The sequence below is a fragment of the Stenotrophomonas rhizophila genome, from assembly GCF_000661955.1.
GTDB classification, from domain to species: Bacteria; Pseudomonadota; Gammaproteobacteria; order Xanthomonadales; family Xanthomonadaceae; genus Stenotrophomonas; species Stenotrophomonas rhizophila.
This window is the reverse complement of record NZ_CP007597.1, coordinates 2,540,886-2,565,376: the sequence shown is the minus strand read 5'-3', so window position 1 is coordinate 2,565,376 and position 24,491 is coordinate 2,540,886. Positions and strand designations below refer to the sequence as shown.

Genomic DNA, 24,491 nt, shown 5'->3' with positions numbered 1-24,491 from the left:
ACCCAAGCACGGGCAAGCCCGAAACTTCAGGAGCAGATCGCAGTGACTACCGAAACCAAGACCACGCACACCTTGAATGACCTGATCGAAATCGCCCGCGACGGCAAGGATTTCTACACCGAGGCGGCCGGCAAGGTGAAGGACGCAGAACTGTCTGCGCTGTTCACCCGCATCGCCGGGGTGAAGGACGAACTGGTCCGCTCGCTCAGCGCCACGGTGGTGGCCGCCGGTGGCAAGCCGGCCGACCACGGCACGGTGGTGGGGTCGATGCAGCAGTTCTACGGCAAGATCCGCGCCACCCTGGGCGACACGCAGTACGGTTATGTGGCTGAACTGGAGGAATCCGAGGATCGCCTGCTGAAGGCGTTCAAGGACACCCTCACCGACAGCGACACCACCCCGGCCGCGCGCCAGGAAGTGCAGCGCCTGCTGCCGCAGGTGCAGGAATGCCATGCGGTCATGCGCGACCGCAAGCATGCAATGAAGCACTGACCGCCGGGCATCGCGGCGCCTTGATCGGCGCCGCATGAACACGCGCAGTGCACCGCGCAGACAGCCCCGGTACGCCCGGGGCTGTCTGCGTCTGGCGGCCGAACGCCGCCGTACGGGGGGTGGGGATTTGGTGCATACTCGATCGAAAGGGCTGACTGGATCTGTTATGGAACACATGCGTTGGCTGACGCTTCGGCTTGGCAACAATCAATCCATCGGACCGAAGGTGCTGTCGGACCTGTGGTCCAATGCCTGCGAAACGAATCAGTCGTCGGTGACCCGCGACACGATGCCGGGCAAGTCCACGTCCTATGCGCTGCATGCGCCGCTGTCGCTGGCGTATCCGAAGCGCGCCGAGCTGCGCATGCGCAAGCTGTTGGAAGAGGCCGGTTACACCTTCACGCTGGGGTCGCTGGCCGATCGCCCGGCCCCGCAGCCGCTTCGCGTGCGCTGATCACGGCGGCGCGAGCCGCCGGACCATGATGCGCACCGGAAACCCGCCGGCATGCACGATCGATTCCAGCGGCATCCAGCCGAGCCGGCGGTACAGGCCGCCATCATCGGCTTCGGTCTGCAGGTAGACCTCGCGCACGCCTTCGCTGGCGGCGCGCGCCATCAGGTCGGTGATCAGGGCCTCGGCGACGCCCTTGCCGCGTTGCGCGGCATCCACGTAGACGCCCCCCAGCCAGTGAAGACGTTCCGGGCGTTCCGCACGTTCATGGAACTTCAGCTGTGCGGCCGCGACAGGGCGATCGTCCTGCATCGCGACCAACAGCATCGGCAGGGCGTCGGGCTGCAGGAACACCTCCAGCCGTTCGCACTCGTCGGCCAACGTCCGGCCGGGCACGTGGTGCCCCCACTGCTGGAAGTACCAGGCCGCGACCTGCGGCAGCAGCTGGGGCCGGTCACTCAAGGTGACCCGAAGCAGGGCCGTCACGACGCGGCCGGGTAGACGGCGAGGATCGCGCAGCGGGACAGGGTGCGGTTGATGGGCGGTTCCGGCAGGGGCCCACGTTCGGAGATCGCGACCAGGATGGGGTCCACCGTGGGGATCACTTCCAGCCGGTCGCCCGGGTGCCCACAGATCACGCCGGTATTGAAACCGGAATGGAAACGCAGCTGTGGCGAGTGCACCAGCTCGCAGGATGACGCCACTTCGATGATGTAGCGGCGGTGGCCACCGGAGTAGCGGGGGTTGGTTTCCACGGTGACGCCCTGCGGGCTGTCGCTCCAGCTGCGCACATGGCGGGTGCTGAAGCAGTACGACGGTGAACCGCGGAAGGTGCGCCGCTGCTCGGTGACATTCACCGCGCCCAGCGTGACCGGGCGCGCAACGCCGCTCTGCTTTGCATGCTGTGCGAATTCGCGGCGGCTGATGCGGTCCACCGCGGTGATGGTGCAGGTTGTGTCGCCGGCGACGACCCGCTCATCGCCGGTGCCGCAGACCCAACTGTCGACAGCGGCAACGCGCGGGTCTTCGGCGGCGAGCAGTCCCGGGCAGGCAGCATTGAAGCGCAGCCGCCACGGTGACTGGTGGCGGTCGAGCAAGGTGATGCTGTCGGGGCTGCTCTGGTTCATCTCCAGCAGGCCCTTGGCGTCCATGCACTGCGGGCCCGGCGCAGTACGCGCGGCGGACACTGGGGCAGAGGATTCGGCGTGGGCAGTGGTCAGGGGAAGACCCACGGCCAGGATCGCAAGCAGGGCCGGAAACCGGCGGCGCTGCCGCACAGGCGGAATGGAAGGGGACGTCACGGCATGCACTCCTTGCTGACTGGACGGTCCCGACTATAGCACCGGCCCGCGCGGCCCTTGTTGCACCGGGCACAGGGGGCGCGCAGACTCCTCCTTCCCCCGGGTTCCGTACTGTCTTCGGCCATGTCCACCGCTGCCTTCAACCTGCGTCGCTACGGCCGCACGTCCAGCGTGGACCGGCATGACTTCGCGCAATGGGTGGTGCCGCTGCAGGGCGAACTGACGTTCGAACTGGAGGGGCGCGGCGCACGCCTGGACGTGTGGCAGGGCGCCTTCGTGGCGCCGTCGGCAGGGCACGCGCAATGCGCGCTGCAGGACGATCGGTTCCTAATCGTGGATTGCCCGGCTGCGCTGCTGGATGACGACACCGTGGAGCGCCTGGCGCGGCACCCGGTGCTGGCATTGCCTGCGCCCGTACGTGCGATGGCGCGCCGGGTCAGCGCGGCAGGCACCGGCCAGATCGACCCTGCGGTGGTGGCGCGTGAGATGCCGCTGCTGCTGGAGGCCTTTTCGCCGGCTGGCAGTGCCACCCGCCTGCAGGCGGTATGCGCGCGCATTGAACGCCAGCCCGGTCAGGCCTGGCCGGTGGAGCGCATCGCGGCCGAGGTGGGCGTGAGTGGCAGCCGGGTGCACGCGTTGTTCCGGCACGCGTTCGGCCTCAGCCCGCAGGCCTGGTTGAGCAGCTGCCGTCTGCGCTGGGCGCGTGGCCAGTTGGCCGGCACCGACCTGGCCATCGCGCAGATTGCCCAGCACGCGGGCTACTCCGAACAGAGTGCGTTGACCCGGGCACTGCGCCGCGAATGGGGCATGAGCTCGGCCGAATACCGGCGCCGGCAGCGGCAGTAGCCTGGGTCAAGACCGCCGCTGTGCCGATGCCTACACTGGCGCCTTGTTTCCGGTAGCGGTGCACGCGCGCAGATGAATCGATCGATGGGAGTGGGCATCGCCAACGGCATTGCCGCCGGCGCACTGTGGGGCGTGGTGTTCCTGGCGCCGGCGATGCTGAGCCAGTTCGGTGCGGTGCAGCTGTCGGCCGGTCGCTATCTGGTCTACGGGCTGATCGCCGTGGTGTTGCTGGCCCCCCGTTGGCGCGACCTGCGCACGCGCATCGGCATGGCCGAATGGCGCGGCCTGCTGTGGCTGAGCCTGGCCGGCAACCTGGTGTATTTCGTGTTGCTGGCCAATGCCGTGCAGTGGGCCGGTGGCGCGGCGGCGTCGCTGATCGTCGGCCTGATTCCGGTGGTGGTGACGCTGGCGGGCGTGCGCGAGAAGGGCGCCGTGCCGTTGCGCAAGCTGGCGCCCGCGCTGCTGCTGTGTCTGGCCGGGGTGGCGTTGGTGGGCTATGAGGCGCTGCAGGCCGAGCACGCGCAGGGGTCCACCGGCCGTCGCCTGCTGGGCCTGCTATGCGCGGTGGGCGCGCTGTTTTCGTGGGCGGTGTATTCGATTGGCAACAGCCGCTGGCTGGCACGCCGACCGGACCTGTCCGGCCACGACTGGTCGCTGTTGACCGGCGTGGCGACCGGCGCGCTGTCGCTGTTGCTGGTGCCCAGTGCGTTCCTGCTGCCGAGCGCATCCCACGCCGCGGTGGACTGGGGCTGGTTCTGGCTGATCAGCGCCGGGGTGGCGGTGGTGGCCTCGGTGCTGGGCAACGCGTGCTGGAACCGCGCCAGCCGCAATCTGCCGCTCACCCTGACCGGCCAGATGATCGTGTTCGAGACCCTGTTCGCGCTGCTGTATGGCTTCGCTTGGCAACAGCGCTGGCCGACCCCGATGGAAACAGTCGCGATCGCGTGCCTGGTGTCCGGCGTGCTGATGTGCGCGCACGCGCATCGGCCGCCGCGGGCAATTGCGGAACATGTGGGCTGAGTGCGTTGCTGTGGCTGCATGGTCTCATTCGCAACCTTTTTGCCGACGATGCAGGCTGATCGCGCCCCGCTTGATCTTGCACTGCAACACTTGACAAGCCCCCGCCGGCGTAGTTTTCTTGGCCCATGGTCTCTATCGCCGCCACCGCCCAGCTCTGCACCGCCGCCCTCGCGGCCGGTCGAGGCGTGCCTGCGCAGACCACCGGTACCACCACCATTACCACCGTCACCACTCGCCTGGTGCGGCCCGTCGTCTTCGCGTAATTTCCGAAAACAACGGCCCCGCACCCGGAACAGGTTGCGGGGGAGCGCCTTCAACCTGACCCGATGCGGGGCCTCGAATCGAGGTCTTCATGTCATCCGTCGCCGTCCTGCCTGCTGCCGCTGAACCCGCTGCCCCCGAACTGCGGGCCGCCACCTCCACGATCGTGCATAAATTCGGCGGCACTTCGGTGGCCGATGCCGAGCGCTACCGCCATGTCGCCCAGCTGCTGCTGGCGCGCGAGGAAGCGGTGCAGGTCACCGTGGTGTCGGCCATGAAGGGCGTCACCGATGCGCTGATCGCGGTGGCCGGCCTGGCCGCCGACAATGCGCCGCACTGGCGCGACGCGTGGCATGCGCTGCGTGCGCGTCATCGCGGGGCCGCAGTGGCATTGCTGGGCGAACACGCCGGCCAGACGGTGGAGTGGCTTGATGCCCGGTTCGAGCACCTCGCCGAGGTTCTCGGCGCGTTGGCGGTGATTGGCGAGTTGCCGGTGGAAGTGCTCGACCGGGTGCAGGGGCTGGGCGAGGTGTACTCGGCGCAGCTGCTGGGGCAGTACCTGCAGAGCCTGGGCGAAGCGTGCGCGGTGCTGGACGCACGGGATGTGCTGGTGGTGGATCGCGGCGAGCTGGGGGTGGACGTGGACTGGGTGCAGAGCGCACAGCGCCTGGCGCGCTGGCGTGAGGCGAACCCATCGCCGCGCGTGGTCGCCACCGGTTTCGTGGCCCGCGACCGCCGCGACCGCATCACCACCCTGGGGCGCAACGGCAGCGACTATTCCGGCGCGATCTTCGCGGCGCTGTTCAATGCCGATGAACTGCACATCTGGACCGATGTCGACGGCGTGCTGTCGGCCGACCCGCGCGTGGTGCCGGAAGCCGTGCAGCTGGACGCACTCAGCTACGACGAGGCCTGCGAGCTGGCGTACTTCGGCGCGAAGGTGGTGCACCCGCAGACGATGTCGCCGGCGATCGAGCGCGGGCTTCCGATCATCATCCGCAACACCTTCAACCCCCTTCACCCGGGCACGCGCATCACCGCCGAACGGACCGTTGCCGGGCCGATCAAGGGCCTGACGCTGAGCCCGGACCTGGCCGTGCTGAACCTGGAGGGCACCGGCCTGATCGGCGTGCCGGGCACGGCCGAGCGGGTGTTCGCCTCGTTGCGCAACGCGCACGTGTCGGTAGTGATGATCTCGCAGGGGTCGTCGGAGCATTCGATCTGCTGCGTGGTCAAGCAGGCCGAGGCGGTGCGGGCGCGTGATGCACTGCTGCAGGCCTTCGCCCATGAACTCAACCTGGGCCAGGTGCAGCGCGTGCAGCTCACCGACAACGTCAGCGTGCTGGCGGCGGTCGGGGATGGCATGGCCGGGCAGCCGGGCGTGGCCGCACGCCTGTTCGAATCGCTGGGGCGGGCGCAGGTCAACATCCTGGCGATCGCGCAGGGTTCGTCCGAGCGCAACATCTCGGTCGCCGTCGACAGCCGCCACGCCACCAAGGCACTGCGCGCCGCCCATGCCGGGTTCTGGCTGTCACCGCAGACCTTCTCGGTGGGCGTGATCGGGCCGGGCAACGTCGGCGCGGCGCTGCTGGACCAGCTGCAGGCAGCGCAGTCGCAGCTGCTCGGGCGTGCCAACGTCGACCTGCGGTTGCGCGCGGTGGCCTCGCGCAGCCGCATGGTGCTTGATCAGCGCGGCCTGCACGGCGACTGGCGCAGCGCACTGACCGCATCGTCCGAAGCCACCGATCTGGAGGCCTTCACCGAACACCTGCTGTCGGCCCACCTGCCGCATGCGCTGGTGATCGACTGCAGCGGCAGCGCCGAGGTGGCCGACCGCTATGCCGGGTGGCTGGCGGCCGGCATCCACGTGGTGACCCCGAACAAACAGGCCGGCGCCGGCCCGTTGCCGCGCTACCAGGCCATCCGCGAGGCGGCCGCCGCCAGCGGTGCACGTTTCCGCTACGAAGCCACGGTGGGGGCCGGCCTGCCGGTGATCACCACGTTGCGCGACCTGGTCGATACCGGCGACGAGGTGCTGGCCATCGACGGCATCTTCTCCGGCACGCTGGCGTGGCTGTTCAACAAGTACGACGGCCAGGTGCCGTTCTCGCAGCTGGTGGCGCAGGCCCGCGGCATGGGCTACACCGAGCCGGACCCGCGCGATGACCTGTCGGGCGTGGATGTGGCGCGCAAGCTGGTGATCCTGGCGCGCGAGGCCGGGCGCGATCTGAGCCTGGAGCAGGTGCAGGTGGAGAGCCTGGTGCCCGAGGCGCTGCGCCAGGCCGGAGTGGAGGAGTTCATGGCGGGGCTGGATGCGGTGGATGCGGTCTTCGCAGAGCGCCTCGCCGCGGCCCACGCGCGGGGCGCGGTGTTGCGTTACGTGGCGCGGCTGTCGCCTGACGGTGCGCAGGTAGGGCTGGTGGAGCTGCCGGGCGGGCACGCGTTCGCGAACCTGCGCCTGACCGACAACGTGGTGCAGTTCACCACGCGCCGCTACTGCGACAACCCGCTGGTGGTGCAGGGCCCCGGTGCGGGCCCCGAAGTGACCGCCGCCGGCGTGTTCGCCGATGTGCTGCGGGTGGCGGTGGGTGAAGGAGCGCGCCTGTGAGTCGTGGTGATGACCAAGTGGCACGCGCGTTCTCGCCGGCGTCGGTGGGCAACGCGGCGGTGGGTTTCGACATCCTGGGGCATGCCATCGCCGGCGTCGGCGACACGGTGACCGTGCGCCGCATCGCGGCGCCGGAGGTGCGCATCAACGCCATCCGCGGCACGCCGTTCGCGCTGCCGCTGCACGCGCCGGACAACACCGCGGGTGCGGCGTTGATCGCGCTGCGCGAGGCGCTGGCCTTGCCGTTCGGATTCGAGGTGGAGATCGACAAGGGCATCGCGTTGGGGTCGGGCATGGGCGGCTCCGCGGCGTCCTGCGTGGCTGCGCTGGTGGCGGCCAATGCGCTGCTGGACGCGCCGCTGTCGCGCGAGGCGCTGTATCCGTTCGCGCTGGAGGGCGAGGCGGTGGCCAGCGGCGGGCGGCACGGCGACAACCTGGGCCCGATGCTGCTGGGCGGGCTGGTGTTGAGCACGGCCGAGCGGCTGGTGCCGATTCCGGTGCCGGACGCCTGGCACAGCCTGCTGGTGCACCCGGAGGCTGTGCTGGAAACCCGCCGCGCACGCGCGGCGCTGCAGGGCAGCTACGCGCTGGGCGAGTTCGTTGAACAGAGCGCCAATCTCGCGCTGGTGCTGAGTGGCTGCTTCACCGCCGATGCGTCGCTGGTGCGTGCCGGCCTGCGCGACGTGCTGGTGGAGCCGCGCCGCGCGGGGCTGATTGGCGGCTTCCATGCCGCACGTGATGCGGCGCTGGCGGCCGGTGCGATGGGCGCCAGCATTTCCGGTGCCGGGCCGAGCGTGTTCGCCTGGTTCGAGCGGCGCGACGCCGCGCTGGCAGCGCAGGCGGCGGTGCAGCAGGCCTTCGCCGATGCCGGGTTCGACAGCCAGGGCTGGATCTCGCCCTTGAACGCGCCGGGCGCGCAACTGCTGTGAGTGTGGTGCTTCTTAACTTTCTTCCAGGATCACCGATGAATTTCGTTTCCACCCGTCACACCGCACCGCCCGCCACGCTCAGCCAGGCCATTGCCGCCGGGCTGGCCCCCGACGGCGGCCTGTATGTTCCCGCGCAGCGCCCGCAGGCGTCAGCGTGGCAGCCGCAGGGCTCGCTGGCGCTGGATGCTGCGGCGGTGCTGGCACCGTACTTCGACGGCGATGCGCTGGCACCGCACCTGCCGCAGCTGTGCGCCGATGCCTTTGATTTCCCCGCGCCGCTGCGCGCATTGAGCACCCCCGGCGACCATGTGCTGGAGCTGTTCCATGGTCCCACCGCGGCGTTCAAGGATTTCGGCGCGCGCTTTCTCGCTGCCAGCCTGGCCCGGTTGCAGCGGGACCGCGAGCAGCCGCTGACCATCGTGGTGGCCACCTCCGGTGATACCGGCGCGGCAGTGGCGGCGGCCTTCCACGGCCAACCGGGCATCCGCGTGGTGGTGCTGTACCCCGATGGGCGCGTGTCGCCCCGCCAGGCGCACCAACTGGGGTGCTTCGGCGACAACATCCACACGCTGCGCGTGGCCGGCTCGTTCGATGACTGCCAGGCGATGGTGAAGCAGGCCTTGGGCGATCGCGAGCTGCAGGCGCGGGTGCCGCTGAGTTCGGCCAACAGCATCAGCCTGGGGCGCTGGTTGCCGCAGATGAGTTACTACGCGCATGCCGCGCTTGAGCACCACGCCCGCACCGGCAACGTGCTCAACCTGGTCGTCCCCACCGGCAACCTGGGCAACGCGATGGCCGCACTGCTGGCCCGGGCGATGGGCCTGCCGCTGGGGCAGGTTGCGCTGGCCACCAACGCCAACGACGTGTTGCCGCGCTTCTTCCACGGCGGCGCGTACCAGCCAGCCACCAGTGTGGCGACGTTGGCCAATGCGATGGACGTGGGCGCGCCGAGCAACTTCGAACGGCTGCGCTGGCTGTATGCCGATGACGATGCCGCGTTGCGCGCGGACCTGCACGTGGAGGCGGTGGATGATGCGGCGATCCGTGCGTTGATCGCGCGGCGCTGGACGCAGGCCGGCGAAGTGTTCTGCCCGCATACCGCCACCGCGGTGGCGGTGCTGGAAGCGTTGCGTGCCGATGGCATGCCGGGCGACTGGGCGGTTGCGGCGACGGCCCACCCCGCCAAGTTCGAATCGGTGGTGGAACCGTTGATCGGCCAGGCGCTGGACGTGCCGCCGTCGCTGTCGGCGCTGCTGCAGCGGCCGGCGCACGCGCAGCCGTGCGCGCCGGAGTACGCGGCGCTGCGCGAGGTCCTGCTCACGTAGCGCCGGGCTCTGCCCGGCTGCCGTTCGTTCCGGGGTCGTGATGTCTGATGCAAGCCGGGCAGAGCCCGGCTCTACGCGTTACTCGCCGGAGTGGGGGCTGCTCACGTAGCGCCGGGCTCTGCCCGGCTGCCGTTCGTTCCGGAGTCATGATGTCTGATGCCAGCCGGGCAGAGCCCGGCTCTACGCGTTACTTGCCGGAATGGGCGTTGCTCACGTAGCGCCGGGCTCTGCCCGGCTGCTGTTCGTTCCGGAGTCATGACGTCTGATGCCAGCCGGGCAGAGCCCGGCTCTACGCGTTACTCGCCGGAGTGGGGGCTGCTCACGTAGCGCCGGGCTTTGCCCGGCTGCCGTTCGTTCCGGGGTCATGGGCGGCTGTCGCCAGCCGCGCAGAGCCCGGCTCTACCGGTTACTCGCCGGAGAGCGTGTGCAGGGCGGCTTCGTCGAGGATCTCGACGGTGTTCAGGTGGGGCAGGGCGATCAGGCCCTGCTGGCGCAGTTTGGTGAACGTGCGGCTCACCGTTTCCATGGTCAGGCCAAGGTGGTCGGCGATGTCGCCGCGGCCCATGGGCAAGGTCACGCGCAGGCCGTTGCCGCCCAGGCGGGCTTCGCGGGCGGCCAGGCGCAGCAGGAAATCGGCGAGCTTTTCCGCCGGCTGCAGGCGGGCCAGCGACATGGCCGCGTCCTGCGCAGCGTCCAGTTCCTGGCAGGCGCGCTGCAGCAGCTTGCGCTCCAGGTGCGGGAAGCGGGCGCGCAGCTCTTTCATCTGCGGCAGCGCCACCCGGCAGACGCGGCTGTCGGCGATGGCCTCGATGTCGTAGCGGTGATGGTCGTTGCCGCTCAGGCCCAGGTAATCCCCCGGCAGCACGAAACCGCTGATCTGGCGGCGGCCGTCGGGCAGTGTCCGCACCAGGCGTAGTGCGCCGGCGGTCAAGGTATAGACATGTAGGCGCGGTTCGCCGCTGCGGGCCAGGGTGGCGCCCAGCGCCACCGGCTGCGACACGGTCACCCGTTCCAGCGCCAGCACTTCGTCCGGCGACAGCGCCGAGCACACGGCCAGATGACGTACCGAGCAGTGCAGGCAGTCGCGCAGCGGCGAGCAGCCCGGGCTGGCGGGATCTTCAACGGCGGAAAGGGCGGTACCGGAGTGGGGCCGGGTCATGTCGAACCAGGGAGCGGGGCCTGCTTATGATACTTCATGCGGCCAGTGGCCCGGACCGGCGCGATCAGCGCAGCCCCGCGCGCTGGCTGCGGCTAGAATATGCACCACGCTCATCCCCCGATTCGCAGGAGTCCCGCAAGTGATCAAGCCCCGTACGCCGCCCGGCATCATGGAATTGCTGCCGCGCGAGCAGATCGCGTTCCAGCGCATGCTGGACGTCATCCGCCGCAACTACGAGCGGTTCGGGTTCCTGCCGGTGGAAACCCCGGTGTTCGAGCTGTCGGACGTGCTGTTGACCAAGTCCGGCGGTGAAACCGAGCGCCAGGTGTACTTCGTGCAGTCCACCGGCGCATTGGCCAACGCGGCCGAAGCCGGCGACAAAACGCTGCCCGAGCTGGCCCTGCGCTTCGACCTGACCGTGCCGCTGGCCCGCTACGTGGCCGAACACGAGCATGACCTGACGTTCCCGTTCCGTCGTTACCAGATGCAGCGCGTGTACCGCGGCGAACGTGCCCAGCGTGGCCGCTTCCGCGAGTTCTACCAGTGCGACATCGACGTGATCGGCAAGGACACCCTGAGCACGCGCTATGACGCCGAAGTCCTGGCGGTGATTCATGCGGTGTTCGCCGAGCTCAGCATCGGCGCCTTCAGCATCCAGCTGAACAACCGCAAGCTGCTGCGCGGCTTTTTTGAAAGCTTGGGCGTGGCCGACGGCGAGCGCCAGCTGGCGGTGCTGCGCGAAGTGGACAAGCTGGACAAGCGCGGCCCCGACTACGTGCGCGAGACGTTGGTAGGCGAAGGCTTTGAGATCCCGGCCGAGCAGGTCGAGCGCATCCTGGCCTTCGTCGCAGTCCGCTCCAGCAGCCACGCCGACGCGTTGGCGCAGCTGGACGCGCTGCTGGCCGATCCGGCCGCCAGCGAGACGCTGAAGGTGGGCGTGGCCGAGCTGCGCGAAGTGCTGGAGCTGGTCAAGGCGCTGGGCGTGCCGGAAACCGCGTACTGCCTGAATTTCTCCATCGCACGCGGCCTGGATTACTACACCGGCACCGTGTACGAAACCACGCTGACCGACCACCCGCAGATCGGCTCGATCTGCTCCGGTGGCCGTTACGAAGACCTGGCCAGCCACTACAGCAAGTCCAAGCTGCCGGGCGTGGGCATTTCCATCGGCCTGACCCGCCTGTTCTGGCAGTTGCGCGAAGCGGGCCTGATCGCCGGAATCGAAGACAGCAGCGTGCACGCGCTGGTGGCATTGATGGACGACGCCAGCCTGCCGCAGTCGCTGGACATCGCCCGCCGCCTGCGCGCCGGTGGCATCAATGCCGAAGTGCAGATGGAGCCGAAGAAGATCGGCAAGCAGTTCCAGTACGCGGCCAAGGCCGGGATCCGTTTCGTGGTGCTGGCCGGTGACGATGAGCTGGCCCGCGGCGTGGTGGCGGTGAAGGACCTGCTGCGCGAGCAGCAGTTCGAAGTCTCGCGCGAGGAACTGGCCAGCACCCTGCAGGTGGAACTGGAGCAGGCCAAGGTCATGCCGTGAGGCGGTTGGGGGCGGCGGCAACGCTGCTGCTCCTGCTGACCGCGTGCCGGACCGATCCTGCGCTGCACAGCCAGCGGATCGGTCCGGGCCAGTACCGGCTGACGGTCGACCGCTGCCACGTGATCGACCGTGAGCAGCTGCAGCGTGACCTGCGCGGGTTGGCCGGGCAGAAGTGCCCGGACGGGGCAGGGGAGCTGGAAGCCATCCAGTCCATCCCGAGCCGACAGGGCAGCCTGTTCGGCGAGTGCCTGCGCAGCGGCGCCCTCCGCGCCGAGGTAACGTGCCGGTAGGTACCGACCGTTGGTCGGTACGCCGCTAAAACGCCCGCTACCCAAAACAAACGCCCGCTCAGCGGGCGTTTTTCGTTCCCGCCCCCTGAACCAACCCGGTCCGGACATCAACCCGGTTTGACCGAGTGTTGTCGTTTGCGCTAATGTAATAGCACGCTATTACATTGATACGATGAAACTACGCCCCGCCCCCCGAGAAAAAGACGCCCAGGCCGATCTGGCCTGCCTGGCTGCGGCCTTCGCCGCGCTGTCCAGCCCCGAACAGGTCACCGCCTTCCTGCGCGACCTGTGCACCCCGGCCGAGCTGGAGGCGCTGTCGGACCGCTGGAAGGTGGTGCCGCTGCTGCAGCAGGGCGTGCCGTATCGCGAAATCCACGAACTGACCGGCGTCAGCGTGACCACCACCGGGCGCGTCGCGCGTTCGCTGGAGCATGGGCACGGCGGCTATACCGCCGCCATTGCCGTCACCGCCACGCCTACGCCCCCCGAATCCGAGCAAGAGAGCCTCCCCCATGAGTGCAACCCAGAACGCCCCGGCCCGTGACCGGCTGCGGATCGCCATCCAGAAGAACGGGCGGCTGGCCGAGCCGGCGCGCAGCCTGCTCACCGCCTGCGGACTGAGCTGGCGGCAGAGCCGCGACAAGCTGTTCTGCTACGGCGAATCGCTTCCGGTCGACCTGCTGCTGGTCCGCGACGACGACATCCCCGGGCTGATCGCCGATGGCGTCTGTGACTTCGGCATCGTCGGCCGCAACGAGCTGGACGAGCAGGGTGCCGCGCGCCGCCGGATCGGCCTGCCGGACGCCTACCAGGCGCTGCGCGGCCTGAATTTCGGGCAGTGCCGGTTGATGCTGGCGGTGCCCGACGAATGGGAATGGACCGGCGTTGAGCAGCTGGCCGGCAAGCGCATCGCCACCAGCTACCCGGCGATCCTGGCCGACTGGCTGGCCGCGCGCGGCGTGGATGCGCAGGTGGTGGAACTGTCCGGGTCGGTGGAAATCGCGCCGCGCCTGGGCACCGCCGACCTGATCTGCGACCTGGTCTCCAGCGGCGCCACCCTGGCTGCCAACCAGCTCAAGCCGGTGGAAACGCTGCTGGAAAGCGAAGCGGTGCTGGCCGGCCCGGTGAAGACCCCTGACGACGCCCGCGCCGGGCTGATGGCGATGCTGCTGCGGCGGCTGGATGGCGTGGTCAAAGTGCAGGACAGCAAGCTGCTGATGTTCCGCGCCGCGCTGGACCGTGTGTCCGAGCTGACCCGGCTGCTGCCCGATGCCGACCCGCTGGTGCAGCTGCCCGACGACGGCGGCCACCTGCGCCTGCAGACCATGTGCCACGGCGCTTTGACCTGGCAGCGGTTGGAAGATCTGGAGCGCGCAGGCGCCCAGGGCCTGATGGTATTGAGCGTGGAGCGTTCGCTGGCATGAACCGTCTTTCGATGAATGTAGTGCAGTGGTCCACCCTGGACGCCAGCGCCCAGGCGCAGGCGCTGCAGCGCCCGGTACAGGCCGTGGCCGCGCAGACCCGGGATGCGGTCGCCGGGTTGATCGCTGCCGTGCGTGCCGACGGCGACGTTGCGCTGCGCGAGATCAGCCTGCGCTTCGATGGCGTGGCCCCCGAATCCTTTGAGGTCAGCGAAGCCGAATTCGCCGCGGCCGAACGGGCCGTTCCGGACGACCTGCGCCAGGCGATGGTTGAAGCGGCCGCACGCATCGGCGTGTTCCACAAGGCCGGCATGAGCCAGGGTTATGCGGTGGACACCGCGCCGGGCGTGCGCTGCGAGCGCGTGGTGCGGCCGATTGGCCGGGTGGGCCTGTACGTGCCGGCCGGCAGCGCCCCGCTGCCGTCCACCGCGTTGATGCTGGGCGTGCCCGCGCAATTGGCCGGGTGCCGCGAAGTGGTGCTGTGCACGCCGCCGCGCAAGGACGGCAGTGCCGACCCGGCGGTGCTGGTGGCCGCGCGCCTGACCGGCGTGCACCGCGTGTTCAAGCTGGGCGGCGCGCAGGCGATCGCGGCGATGGCCTATGGCACCGACAGCGTGCCGGCCTGCGACAAGCTGTTCGGCCCCGGCAACAGCTTCGTGACCGAAGCCAAGCAGCAGGTGGCGCAGGACGGTGCGGCGGCGATCGACATGCCGGCCGGTCCGTCCGAAGTGCTGGTGATCGCCGATGCCGGCGCCAATCCCGCGTTCGTCGCCGCCGACCTGTTGTCCCAGGCCGAGCACGGCCCCGATTCGCAGGTGTTGCTGCTCACCGACGACGATGCCCTGCTGGCGCGGGTCGACGCCGAAGTGCAGGCGCAGCTGGCGCGTCTGTCGCGCGTGGCCATCGCCACCCAGGCGCTGCAGGCCTCGAAGCTGATCCGGGTGGATTCGCTGGCCCAGGCCTTCCAGATCAGCAACCGCTATGCACCCGAGCACCTGATCCTGGCCCTGCGCGAACCCCGCGCGTGGCTGGAACAGGTCGAGGCGGCGGGCTCTGTCTTCCTCGGCGACTACACGCCCGAGGCGTTGGGCGATTACTGCAGCGGCACCAACCATGTGCTGCCCACCGCAGGCGCCGCACGCGCCTACAGCGGGGTGAGCGTGGCCAGCTTCCAGAACCTGATCAGCGTGCAGTCGGCCACCGCGCAGGGCATTGCCGCGATCGGCGGCTGCGCGCGCACGCTGGCCCGTGCCGAAGGCCTGGACGCGCACGAAAATGCGGTGGCACTGCGCATGCAGGTGGCCGCATGAGCGCGCCGGACGCGGTGATGTCGCTGGTCCGTGCGGACCTGCAGGCCTTCGCCGGCTATTCGTCGGCGCGCAGCAGCGCGCTGGTCGGCGATGTCTGGCTCAACGCCAATGAGTCGGCCTGGGCCAACCCGGCCGACAGCGAAGGCCGGGCACGGCGCTATCCGGATCCACAGCCGGCTGCGCTGCGTGCACGCTTGGCTGAACTGTATGGCTGTGCGACCGAGCAGCTGCTGCTCGGCCGCGGCAGCGATGAGGCGATCGACCTGCTGGTGCGCGCGCTGTGCGAGCCCGGCCGCGATGCGGTGCTGGTGACCCCGCCGGTATTCGGCATGTACGCGGTGTGCGCGCGGCTGCAGAACGCGCCGCTGCTGGAGGTGCCGCTGCGCGACGACGGCGATGCGCTCAACGCCGATATCGATGCGGTGATCGCCACCGCGCTGGCCGGCAACGCCAAGCTGGTGTTCCTGTGTTCGCCCTCGAACCCGGCTGGCAGCGCGATCACGCTGGAGCAGGTGGAACGGGTGGCCACGGCGCTGCAGGGCAGGGCGCTGGTGGTGGTGGACGAGGCCTATGCCGAGTACGCCGCGCTGCCGTCGGCGGTCACGCTGCTATCGCGTTACGACAACGTGGCCGTGCTGCGCACGCTGTCCAAGGCGCACGCGCTGGCCGCCGCGCGCATCGGCAGCCTCATTGCCGCGCCGGCGCTGATCGCGCTGCTGCGCCGCTGCCAGGCGCCGTACCCGATTCCCGGCCCCTGCGCCGAGCTGGCCCTCGCTGGCCTGAGCAACAGCAACCTGCAGCTCACCGCCTCGCGCGTGGAGCGCATCAAGACCGAGCGCGGCCGCCTGCAGCAGGCACTGGCCGTGCTGCCGGGCGTGCTGCGCGTCTACCCCTCGCAGGGCAATTACCTGCTGGTGCGCTTCAGTGATGCGCAGCAGGCCTTCGATGCGCTGTTGGCGGCCGGTGTGGTGGTGCGCGACCAGCGCGCCGCGCCGCAGCTGCACGACGCCCTGCGCATCACCATCGGCAGCACCCTGGAGAACGACCGTGTGCTCAGTGCGCTGGCTGCGCGGAGGGTCGCGGCATGACACCCATCCTGTTCGTGGACCGCGACGGCACGCTGATCGAAGAGCCGGCCGATTTCCAGATAGATGCTTATGAAAAGATCCGCTTCGTGCGCGATGTGATCCCGGCGATGCTCAAGCTGCGCGATGCCGGTTACCAGTTCGTGATCGTCAGCAACCAGGACGGTCTGGGCAGCGAAGGCTACCCGCGGGCCAGCTTCGACGGCCCCAACGACCTGATGCTGCAGATCTTCGCCAGCCAGGGCATCGTGTTCCGTGACGTGTTGATCGACGGCACTTGGCCGCACGACAACGCGCCCACCCGCAAGCCGGGCATCGGCATGATGCTGCCCTACCTGCAGGACCGCAGCATCGACTGGGCCCGCTCGGGCATGGTCGGCGACCGGCCCACCGACATCCAGTTCGCCGAGAACATGAAGATCCGTGGCTTCCAGCTGCGCACCGAACAGTTCGGCGGGCAGTGGGACTGGAACGGCATCGCCCACGAACTGGCCGATGCACCGCGCCGCGCCACCGTGCAGCGCAATACCAAGGAGACCAGGATCCGCGTCGAGGTCGACCTGGACCGCACCGCCGAGCCACAGACCCACACCGGTCTGCCGTTCTTCGACCACATGCTGGAGCAGATCGGCAAGCACGGCGGTTTCGCGTTGAGCGTGCAGGCCGAGGGCGACCTGCACATCGACGAACACCACACCATCGAAGACACCGGCCTGGCCCTGGGGCAGGCGCTGCGTGAAGCGCTGGGCGACAAGCGCGGCATCGGCCGCTACGGCTTCACCCTGCCGATGGATGAAACCCTGGCCAGCGCCGCCCTGGATTTCAGCGGCCGGCCGTATTTCGTGTTCGAAGGCGAGTTCAAGCGCGAGCGCGTGGGCGATATGCCCACCGAGCTGGTGCCGCACTTCTTCCGTTCGCTGTGCGACGCCGCCGGGCTCAACCTGCACCTGAGCGTGCGCGGCGACAACGACCACCACAAGGTGGAGGCGTGCTTCAAGGCACTGGCCCGCGCCCTGCGCCAGGCGCTGCCGCGCCAGGGCACCGCACTGCCCAGCACCAAGGGGGCGCTGTGACCGAGGTTGCCCTGATCGATGCGGGCGGCGCCAACCTGGGGTCGGTGCGCTATGCACTGGAACGGCTGGGCGTGCAGGTGCGGCTGGTACGCGACGCGAAGGGCCTGCAGGGCGTGTCGCGGGTGATCCTGCCCGGCGTGGGCGCGGCCCCGCACGGCATGGCGCGCCTGCATGCGCAGGACCTGGTGCAGCCGCTGCGCGAGCTGCAGGTGCCGTTGCTGGGCATCTGCCTGGGCATGCAGCTGTTGTTCGAGGGCTCCGAAGAGGGGCACGTGGAATGCCTGGGGCTGATGCCGGGGGTGGTCCGCCACCTGCACCCGGCCACCGGCATCCGCGTGCCGCACATGGGCTGGAACCGCCTGCGGCCGCTGCGCGAGTCGGCGCTGCTGGACGGCGTGCCCGAACGTGCCAGTGCCTACTTCGTGCACAGCTATGCGGCACCGCTGGGCGAGCACACGGTGGCGGCCTGCGACCACGGCGGCCTGTTCGCCGCGGTGGTGCAGCGCGGCCTGCACAGCGGCGCCCAGTTCCATCCGGAGCGTTCGGCCGCCACCGGCGCCCGGATCCTGCGCAACTTCATCGAGAACGAACCGTCATGAGTTTCACCGTCTATCCCGCCCTGGACATCCGCGAAGGGCGCGTCGTGCGCCTGCTGCAGGGCGACTACGCGCAGCAGACCACCTATGGCGACGACCCGTTGCCGCGCGCCCAGGCATTCGCCGATGCCGGCGCCAGCTGGATGCACCTGGTTGACCTGGATGCCGCACGGGCCGGCGGTTACACCTTGGCCCCGCTGCTGTCGGCGATTGCCCGGCAGACCGGCTTGAAGGTGCAGACCGGCGGCGGCGTGCGCTCGCGCGACGACGTGGCGCGCATTCTTGATGCGGGCGCCACCCGGGTGGTGGTCGGTTCGGTGTCGGTACGCGCGCCGGAGACGGTGATCGGCTGGCTGGGCGAGTTCGGCCCGGAGCGGCTGACCATCGCGCTGGATGCCCGCCAGGCCGACGACGGCCGCTGGCTGCTGCCGGTGCACGGCTGGACCGAAACCGCCGAAGACACCCTGGATGTGCTGGCAACGCGGTACGCGCAGGCCGGCATGACCCACCTGCTGTGCACCGACATCGCCCGCGACGGCATGCTGTCCGGCCCCAACATCGGCCTGTACCAGCACCTGGCCACCCTGTTGCCGGGCGTGGCGGTGCAGGCGTCCGGTGGCGTGCGCAGCGCGGCCGACGTGGCCGAGGCCAAGGCGGTGGGCTGCGGCGGCGCGATCCTGGGCAAGGCGCTGCTGGAAGGCCGCATGACCCTGCCGGAGGCGCTGGCATGCTGAGCCGCCGGCTGATTCCCTGCCTGGACGTGCGCGATGGCCGCGTGGTCAAGGGCGTGCGTTTCCGCGACCACGTCGACATGGGCGACATCGCCGAGCTGGCGCTGCGCTACCGCGACCAGGGCGCCGACGAGCTGGTGTTCTACGACATCGGTGCCAGCCCCGAAGGCCGTGCGGTGGACGTGGGCTGGATCGAGCGCATCGCGCGCCTGATCGACATTCCGTTCTGCGTGGCCGGCGGAATCTCCGACGTGGAGACCGCGCGCCGGGTGCTGTATGCCGGTGCCGACAAGATTTCGGTCAATTCCCCGGCACTGGGGCGCCCGGCGCTGATCGAGGAACTGGCCGATGCGTTCGGCGTGCAGTGCGTGGTGGTCGGCATCGATTCGGTGCGCGAGGCCGACGGGGAATGGCGGGTACGGCGCTTCAGCGGCGACCCGGACAAGACCCAGGCCGTGCCGGTGCGCACGCTGGACTGGCTGGTCGAGGCGCAGCGCCGCGGTGCCGGCGAGATCGTGCTGAACTGCATGGACAGCGACGGTGTGCGCCGCGGCTACGACGTGGCCCAGCTGCGCCAGGCACGCGCGCTGTGCCAGGTGCCGCTGATCGCCTCCGGCGGAGCCGGTGAGATGCAGCACTTTGCCGACGTGTTCGACCAGGCCGATGTCGATGGTGCGTTGGCCGCCAGCGTTTTCCACAGTGGCGCCATCGCCATTCCCGCGCTCAAGCAGTTCCTGCGCGAGCAGCAGATCGAGGTTCGAGATGTCTATTGAGGTACTGCCGTCGCGCGAGGCGCTGGACGGACTGGCGTGGAGCAAGGGCGACGGCCTGCTGCCGGTGGTGGTGCAGGATGCCGACAGCCTGGCCGTGCTGATGCTCGGCTATGCCAACGCCGAATCGCTGGAAATGACCCTGGCCACCGGCCACATGACCTTCTACAGCCGCAGCAAGCAGCGCCTGTGGACCAAGGGCGAGTCGTCGGGCAACGTGCTGGCGGTGGTGGCGGTGCGCGTGGACTGCGACAACGACACGTTGTTGGTGAGTGCGCGCCCGGCGGGCCCGACCTGCCACACCGGCAGCGACAGCTGCTTCGAGCGGGCCCCGGGCAACTTCCTGGGCCGCCTGGATGCGTTCGTGCGCCAGCGCGAGCAGCAGCGCCCCCCGGGCAGTTACACCACCACGCTGTTCGACGGCGAGATCCGCCGCATCGCGCAGAAGGTGGGCGAGGAGGGGGTGGAAACCGCGCTGGCCGGGGTGGCCCAGGACGATGCGGCGCTGCTGGGCGAGTCAGCCGACCTGCTGTTCCACCTGATCGTGCTGCTGCGCGCGCGCGGTTTGTCGCTGGCCGACGCGGTGGCCGTGTTGGCGGCGCGCCACGCAGGGTGAGCGCATGAATCGCGTTTAACGTCGGTGAAACGCGGCACAAGCGATGATGTGCCGCTTTACAATCACCCACCCCGAACGGACCGTCCCGATGACCCGCACTGCTGCCTGGCTGGCTTGCCTGCTGTTGACTACCGCACCCGCCCTGGCCGCCGAGGTGACCGTGACCGGCAAGGTCTATCAGGAACGCGACGGCAAGCCCGGGCGCGGGCCCACCGACCCGGGCATGGCCGGGGTGCAGGTGTCCAACGGCGAGGTGATCGTGCGCACTGCCGCCGACGGCAGCTACAGCCTGCCGGTGCGCGACGGGCAGACGGTGTTTGTGATCAAGCCCGATGAGTACCGCTTCCCGGCCGCCAGCAACGGGCTGCCGTCGTACTGGCGCCACTACGCGCCGCAGGGCTCGCCGCGGCTGAAGTACGACGGTATCCGCGCCACCGGCAGCAACGTGCGCAACTGGGACTTCGCGCTGGAACCGGCCAAGGGCAGCGACGCCGCCCGCGCCGGGTTTGAGATGCTGGTCTTCACCGATTCGCAGACCGCCAGCCGGCAGGACATCGACTATTACCAGCGCGCCATCGTCGACCCCATCATCGGCAAGCATCCGGCACGGCTGGGCACCACGCTCGGCGATATCGTCAACGACGACCTGGACCTGTACCCGACCATCAACAAGGCCACCGCGCTGCTGCAGGTGCCGTGGTTCCACGTGCCGGGCAACCATGACCTGGATTTCGACGCCGGCGATGACCGCCACTCGCTGGACAGCTGGCGCGCGGTGTACGGGCCCGATACCTACGCGGTGGAAGAGGGCGGGGCCAGTTTCGTGTTCCTCGACGACGTGGTCTACGACCCTGCCGCCAAGCCGAGCTACGTGGGCGGGCTGCGCCCGGACCAGTTCACCTTCCTCGGCAACTACCTGAAGGGCCTGCCGCGCGATCGCCTGGTGGTGCTGGGCATGCACATTCCGCTGTTCGATGCCGCGCCCGGCCGCGAAACCTTCCGCCACGCCGACCGCACGCGCCTGTTCGCGTTGCTCAAGGAGTTTCCCAACGTGCTGGTGCTCAGCGGCCACAGCCACACCCAGCAGCACTACTACCATGGCGCCGCCGAGGGCTGGCAGGGCAGCAAGCCGTTGCATGAGTACAACGTGGGCGCCGCCTGTGGCGCGTTCTGGTCGGGCGTGAAGGACAGCAACGGGATCCCCGATGCCACCATGAGCGATGGCACGCCGAACGGCTATGCGGTGTTGTCGGTCAAGCCCGGCGGCGACTACGGCCTGCGCTATTACGTGGCCCGCGCGCCGGATGACTACCAGATTGCCCTGCACGCGCCCAAGGTGCTGCGCAAGGACGCCTACCCGGCATGGGGCGTGTACGCCAACGTGTTCATGGGCCAGGCCGATACGCTGGTGGAATACCGCGTGGACAGTGGTGCCTGGCAGACCATGAAGCGGGTGGAACAGCCCGACCCGCGCCTGTTGGTGGAGAACGTGGCCGACGACCAGGCCGAGCGCCTGCGCGGTTTCGATCGCTCTCCCGAAGCCACGCCGTCGCCGCACCTGTGGCGCGGCGCGCTGCCCACCAACCTGACGGCGGGCGAGCACAAGGTTGAAGTGCGCGCAGTGCACGCCGATGGCCCCACCGCCTCGGCCAGCACCAGCTACCGCCTGCAGGTCGGCAAGCCCTGATGGGGCGCCTGCCGCGCACGGCGCAGCGGCTGCATACGCTGCTGTACGGCGCGACCTGCTTTGCAAACCCGGTGCGATCGCCGAAAATCGCACCGGGTTATTCGACCCCAGCCAAGGCCTGCGAGTGAGCGTTGCGGTACCGTTTCCGGAGCATTCTCCGGCCCCTTCCGACGTGTCTTTGCTGACGCCCGGTCGGGAATCGTCTGTTGAAACGCTGCTCGTGGCCGACGTCGGTGGCACGTTCGCGCGCCTGGCCGTGGCCGAACTGCGTGCCGGTCAGCCGCCGCAGCTTGTCGGCCTGCGCCGTTACAGCTGTGCCGCGTTTGCCAGCCTGGCCGCGATCCTGGCCGATTTCATCGCCAGCGCCGGGCAGCCGCTGGACAGCGCCGTGGTGGCGATCGCCGGGCTGCTGGAAGGCGACCACCTGGTCAACACCAACCTGCCGTGGCCGGTGTCGGTGGCCGACACGCGCACCCAGGCCGGCCTGCGCTCATTGGCGCTGATCAACGATTTCGAAGCGGTCGCCTACGCGATCCCGCATGTGCAGGCCGATACCCTGGTGCCGCTCAATGGCGCGCCTGACACCGCATCGCGTTGGCCGGCGCTGGTGCTCGGCCCGGGCACCGGGCTCGGCGCGGCCCTGCGTTTCCAAGGCGGGCACCAACCCGTACTGGCCAGCGAAGCCGGCCATGCCGCGCTTACTGCCGGCACCGCACTGGAACTGGAGATCCTGCGGCAGATGCAGCAGCGCTGGGCGCACGTGGACCAAGAGCGCATCCTGTCCGGAAGCGGCCTGATGAACCTGTACCCCTGCCTGTGCGGCCTTCGCGGCGTGGCACCGCAGTGGGACACCCCCGAACAGCTGATCGCCGCCGCGCATCTGGGCGACGACCCCGTCGCGGTGGAAACGCTGGAGGTCTTCAGCGCGTGGCTGGGCAGCCTGGCCGGCGACCTGGCCATCACCTTCGGTGCGCGGTCGGTGTACCTGGTGGGCGGCATTCCGCCGCGCATCGCGCACTTCCTGCACGCGGGCGGCTTCCAGGCGCGGTTCCTGGCCAAGGGTGTGATGGGCCGGGTGCTGGCGCAGGTGCCGGTGTGGCGGGTGGAACATGGCGAACTGGGCATGCTGGGTGCGGCGGTATGGCACGCCGCGCGCCACGAACGCGCCGTGGCATGACGCGTCCGCCCGGCAGCGGGCGGCTCGATGACCAATCTTGCAGGGAGTGGGTGGGATGACCGATCGCAGGCAGTTCCTCCAGGCCGGTGCACTGGCCGCAGGCGCGCTGGCCCTGCCGCGCGCCGGTGCGCGGGCAGGCGGCGGCGCGCGGGTGGTGTCCACCTGGGATTTTGGCGTGGGCGCCAACCAGGCGGCGTGGAAGGTGTTGGCCGGCGGCGGCAGCGCGCTGGACGCGGTTGAAGCCGGCGCGCGCTGGGCCGAGAGCGAGTTGTGCAACCCCACCGTGGGCCGCTGCGGCAATCCTGATCGCGACGGCGTGCTCAGCCTCGACGCCAGCATCATGGACGGCGATGGCCGCTGTGGTTCGGTGGCGGCGCTCACCGACATCCTGCATCCGGTGTCGGTGGCCCGCAAAGTGATGGAAAACACGCCGCACGTGATGCTGGTCGGGCAGGGCGCGCAGCAGTTCGCGGTCGAGCAGGGCTTCGAGCGCCAGAAGCTGCTCACGCCGGCGGCCGAAAAGGCGTGGCGCGACTGGTTGAAGACCGCCCAGTACACGCCGGAGATCAACGTCGAGCGCCGCGGGCGTCCCGGCGACAGCAGCAACCATGACACGCTCGGCATGTTGGCCATCGACGCCAACGGCCGCCTGGCCGGTGCCTGCACCACCAGCGGCATGGCCTGGAAGCTGCACGGCCGGGTGGGTGACAGCCCGATCATCGGCGCCGGCCTGTACGTGGACAACGAGGTGGGCGGCGCCACCGCGTCAGGAGTGGGCGAAGAGATGATGCGCAACGCCGCGTCGTTCCTGGTGGTGGAGCTGATGCGCCAGGGCCGGTCGCCCGCCGAGGCCTGCCGCGAGGCGATCGCCCGGTTGGTGCGCAAGCGCCCCGAGGCCAGCAAAACCCTGCAGGTGTGCTTCCTGGCGCTGGACAAACAGGGCCAGGTCGGCGCGTATGCGTTGCACCGTGGCTTCGTCTACGCGGTATGCGACAAGGATCGCCAGGACGACCTGCGTGATTCGGCATCGGTCTACACCAGCGAGCAGACCTGAGCATGGCGCGTCGGCTGCTGGAAATCGCCTCCAATTCGGTAGCCTCGGCGCTGGCCGCGCAGGCCGGTGGCGCCGATCGCATTGAACTGTTCGACAACCTCGCCGAGGGCGGCACCACGCCGTCTTACGGCAGCATTGCCGTGGCCCGCGAGCGCCTGCGCATCCCGTTGTTCGTGTTGATCCGCGCGCGCCCGGGCGACTTCCACTACGGCCCGCTCGAGGCGGAGATCATGCTGCGCGATATCGCCCACTGCCGGCAGCTGGGCTGCGATGGCGTGGTGATTGGCGCGCTGGACGCCGACGGCAACGTGGACACGGCGCTGTGCCAGGCGCTGGTGTCGGCTGCCGGGCCCCTGCAGGTAACGTTCCATCGCGCGTTCGACGCCGCACGCGACCTGCCCGCCGCGCTGGAGCAGGTGATCGCGCTGGGCTGCCAGCGCGTGCTGACCTCGGGCGGCCAGGCCAGTGCCGAAGCGGGCGCGGAGAGGGTGGCGGCGCTGGTGGCGCAGTCGAACGCGCGCATTGGCGTGATGGCCGGCGCAGGGCTCAACGCGCGCAACATCGCCGCGGTGGCCGCACGCACGGGGTGTGTTGAACTGCACGCATCGGCCAAGGCGGCGCAGCGTTCGGCGATGCGCCACCACAACCCAGCCCTGGTGGGCCTGTCGCCGGATTGGACCGTTACCGACGCCGAAGAAGTCACCGCGCTGCGCGCCGCGCTGGACCAGATCTGACGCATGGCGGGTAGAGCC

25 protein-coding genes are annotated in these 24,491 nt (G+C 69.6%); 22 read left to right on the top strand and 3 right to left on the bottom strand.

Features of this window, described 5'->3' with window-relative positions; translation table 11 throughout:
- Window positions 1–42 precede the first annotated feature (42 nt).
- Both DX03_RS10905 and DX03_RS10900 read left to right on the top strand, forming a co-directional pair.
- Window positions 43–492: a PA2169 family four-helix-bundle protein gene (locus tag DX03_RS10905; protein WP_038688670.1), complete on the top strand. Its 450-nt coding sequence runs from the start codon at window positions 43–45 to the stop codon at window positions 490–492.
- Window positions 493–658: 166 nt separating this feature from the next.
- Window positions 659–946, top strand: coding sequence for a hypothetical protein (locus DX03_RS10900; RefSeq protein ID WP_038688668.1), 288 nt, complete (start codon window positions 659–661; stop codon window positions 944–946).
- Here DX03_RS10900 and DX03_RS10895 read toward each other — a convergent pair whose 3' ends face one another.
- Both DX03_RS10895 and DX03_RS10890 read right to left on the bottom strand, forming a co-directional pair.
- On the bottom strand, window positions 947–1,429 hold the full coding sequence (locus DX03_RS10895) for a GNAT family N-acetyltransferase (protein ID WP_244880112.1): 483 nt from the start codon (window positions 1,427–1,429) through the stop codon (window positions 947–949).
- On the bottom strand, window positions 1,426–2,244 hold the full coding sequence (locus tag DX03_RS10890) for a hypothetical protein (protein ID WP_185753332.1): 819 nt from the start codon (window positions 2,242–2,244) through the stop codon (window positions 1,426–1,428). Before DX03_RS10890 ends, DX03_RS10895 begins: the two co-directional genes overlap by 4 nt.
- A 123-nt stretch (window positions 2,245–2,367) precedes the next feature.
- Here DX03_RS10890 and DX03_RS10885 point away from each other — a divergent pair, with 123 nt between their 5' ends.
- From DX03_RS10885 to thrC, 5 genes are all read left to right on the top strand, one after another.
- On the top strand, window positions 2,368–3,090 hold the full coding sequence (locus DX03_RS10885) for a helix-turn-helix transcriptional regulator (protein WP_038688666.1): 723 nt from the start codon (window positions 2,368–2,370) through the stop codon (window positions 3,088–3,090).
- Window positions 3,091–3,162: 72 nt separating this feature from the next.
- Window positions 3,163–4,110, top strand: a complete 948-nt coding sequence (locus DX03_RS10880) for a DMT family transporter (protein WP_038688664.1) — start codon at window positions 3,163–3,165, stop codon at window positions 4,108–4,110.
- 352 nt (window positions 4,111–4,462) lie between these two features.
- Complete coding sequence (thrA, locus tag DX03_RS10875; protein ID WP_038688663.1) at window positions 4,463–6,979, top strand: bifunctional aspartate kinase/homoserine dehydrogenase I; 2,517 nt, start codon at window positions 4,463–4,465, stop codon at window positions 6,977–6,979.
- A complete protein-coding gene (locus DX03_RS10870) occupies window positions 6,976–7,908 on the top strand; it encodes a homoserine kinase (RefSeq protein WP_038688661.1) in 933 nt (310 codons plus the stop codon). The genes thrA and DX03_RS10870 overlap by 4 nt, the downstream gene beginning before the upstream one ends.
- Window positions 7,909–7,943: 35 nt before the next feature.
- Complete coding sequence (thrC, locus tag DX03_RS10865) at window positions 7,944–9,233, top strand: threonine synthase (RefSeq protein ID WP_038688660.1); 1,290 nt, start codon at window positions 7,944–7,946, stop codon at window positions 9,231–9,233.
- Window positions 9,234–9,639: 406 nt separating this feature from the next.
- On the opposite strand, the gene DX03_RS10860 is transcribed toward thrC, so the two are convergent.
- The gene (locus tag DX03_RS10860) at window positions 9,640–10,392 is read right to left on the bottom strand and encodes a Crp/Fnr family transcriptional regulator (protein ID WP_038688658.1); all 753 of its coding nucleotides are present in this window, start codon (window positions 10,390–10,392) and stop codon (window positions 9,640–9,642) included.
- A 139-nt stretch (window positions 10,393–10,531) separates the two neighbouring features.
- Between DX03_RS10860 and hisS the strand changes: the two genes are divergently transcribed.
- The 15 genes from hisS (at window position 10,532) to DX03_RS10785 (ending at window position 24,473) form a co-directional block, all read left to right on the top strand.
- Window positions 10,532–11,929: a histidine--tRNA ligase gene (gene hisS, locus DX03_RS10855; protein ID WP_038688657.1), complete on the top strand. Its 1,398-nt coding sequence runs from the start codon at window positions 10,532–10,534 to the stop codon at window positions 11,927–11,929.
- Window positions 11,926–12,219, top strand: a complete 294-nt coding sequence (locus DX03_RS10850; RefSeq protein ID WP_038688655.1) for a hypothetical protein — start codon at window positions 11,926–11,928, stop codon at window positions 12,217–12,219. The genes hisS and DX03_RS10850 overlap by 4 nt, the downstream gene beginning before the upstream one ends.
- Window positions 12,220–12,391: 172 nt before the next feature.
- Entirely contained in the window at window positions 12,392–12,763 is a 372-nt protein-coding gene (locus DX03_RS10845) for a YerC/YecD family TrpR-related protein (protein WP_051598835.1), read from the top strand.
- Window positions 12,732–13,643 (top strand): ATP phosphoribosyltransferase, encoded by a 912-nt coding sequence (gene hisG, locus DX03_RS10840; RefSeq protein ID WP_038688653.1) that lies wholly within the window; start codon window positions 12,732–12,734, stop codon window positions 13,641–13,643. Before DX03_RS10845 ends, hisG begins: the two co-directional genes overlap by 32 nt.
- Before the next feature lie 11 nt (window positions 13,644–13,654).
- Complete coding sequence (gene hisD, locus DX03_RS10835) at window positions 13,655–14,950, top strand: histidinol dehydrogenase (protein WP_038688652.1); 1,296 nt, start codon at window positions 13,655–13,657, stop codon at window positions 14,948–14,950.
- Entirely contained in the window at window positions 14,947–16,038 is a 1,092-nt protein-coding gene (hisC, locus tag DX03_RS10830; protein WP_038688650.1) for a histidinol-phosphate transaminase, read from the top strand. The genes hisD and hisC overlap by 4 nt, the downstream gene beginning before the upstream one ends.
- A complete protein-coding gene (gene hisB / locus DX03_RS10825; RefSeq protein ID WP_038688648.1) occupies window positions 16,035–17,108 on the top strand; it encodes a bifunctional histidinol-phosphatase/imidazoleglycerol-phosphate dehydratase HisB in 1,074 nt (357 codons plus the stop codon). Before hisC ends, hisB begins: the two co-directional genes overlap by 4 nt.
- Window positions 17,105–17,707: an imidazole glycerol phosphate synthase subunit HisH gene (gene hisH / locus DX03_RS10820; RefSeq protein ID WP_038688646.1), complete on the top strand. Its 603-nt coding sequence runs from the start codon at window positions 17,105–17,107 to the stop codon at window positions 17,705–17,707. The genes hisB and hisH overlap by 4 nt, the downstream gene beginning before the upstream one ends.
- The gene (hisA, locus tag DX03_RS10815) at window positions 17,704–18,438 is read left to right on the top strand and encodes a 1-(5-phosphoribosyl)-5-[(5-phosphoribosylamino)methylideneamino]imidazole-4-carboxamide isomerase (RefSeq protein WP_038688645.1); all 735 of its coding nucleotides are present in this window, start codon (window positions 17,704–17,706) and stop codon (window positions 18,436–18,438) included. Before hisH ends, hisA begins: the two co-directional genes overlap by 4 nt.
- Entirely contained in the window at window positions 18,432–19,208 is a 777-nt protein-coding gene (gene hisF / locus DX03_RS10810) for an imidazole glycerol phosphate synthase subunit HisF (RefSeq protein ID WP_038688643.1), read from the top strand. The genes hisA and hisF overlap by 7 nt, the downstream gene beginning before the upstream one ends.
- Complete coding sequence (gene hisIE / locus DX03_RS10805; RefSeq protein ID WP_038688641.1) at window positions 19,198–19,821, top strand: bifunctional phosphoribosyl-AMP cyclohydrolase/phosphoribosyl-ATP diphosphatase HisIE; 624 nt, start codon at window positions 19,198–19,200, stop codon at window positions 19,819–19,821. Before hisF ends, hisIE begins: the two co-directional genes overlap by 11 nt.
- 88 nt (window positions 19,822–19,909) lie before the next feature.
- Window positions 19,910–21,508, top strand: coding sequence for a calcineurin-like phosphoesterase C-terminal domain-containing protein (locus tag DX03_RS10800; protein WP_038688639.1), 1,599 nt, complete (start codon window positions 19,910–19,912; stop codon window positions 21,506–21,508).
- A 172-nt stretch (window positions 21,509–21,680) separates the two neighbouring features.
- Entirely contained in the window at window positions 21,681–22,685 is a 1,005-nt protein-coding gene (locus tag DX03_RS10795; protein ID WP_051598834.1) for a glucokinase, read from the top strand.
- Between the two features lie 55 nt (window positions 22,686–22,740).
- Window positions 22,741–23,739 carry a glycosylasparaginase gene (locus DX03_RS10790; protein ID WP_038688637.1) on the top strand — a complete coding sequence of 333 codons (999 nt, stop codon included), beginning with the start codon at window positions 22,741–22,743 and terminating at the stop codon, window positions 23,737–23,739.
- A gap of 2 nt (window positions 23,740–23,741) precedes the next feature.
- Complete coding sequence (locus tag DX03_RS10785) at window positions 23,742–24,473, top strand: copper homeostasis protein CutC (protein WP_038688635.1); 732 nt, start codon at window positions 23,742–23,744, stop codon at window positions 24,471–24,473.
- The last annotated feature ends 18 nt before the right edge of the window (window positions 24,474–24,491 follow it).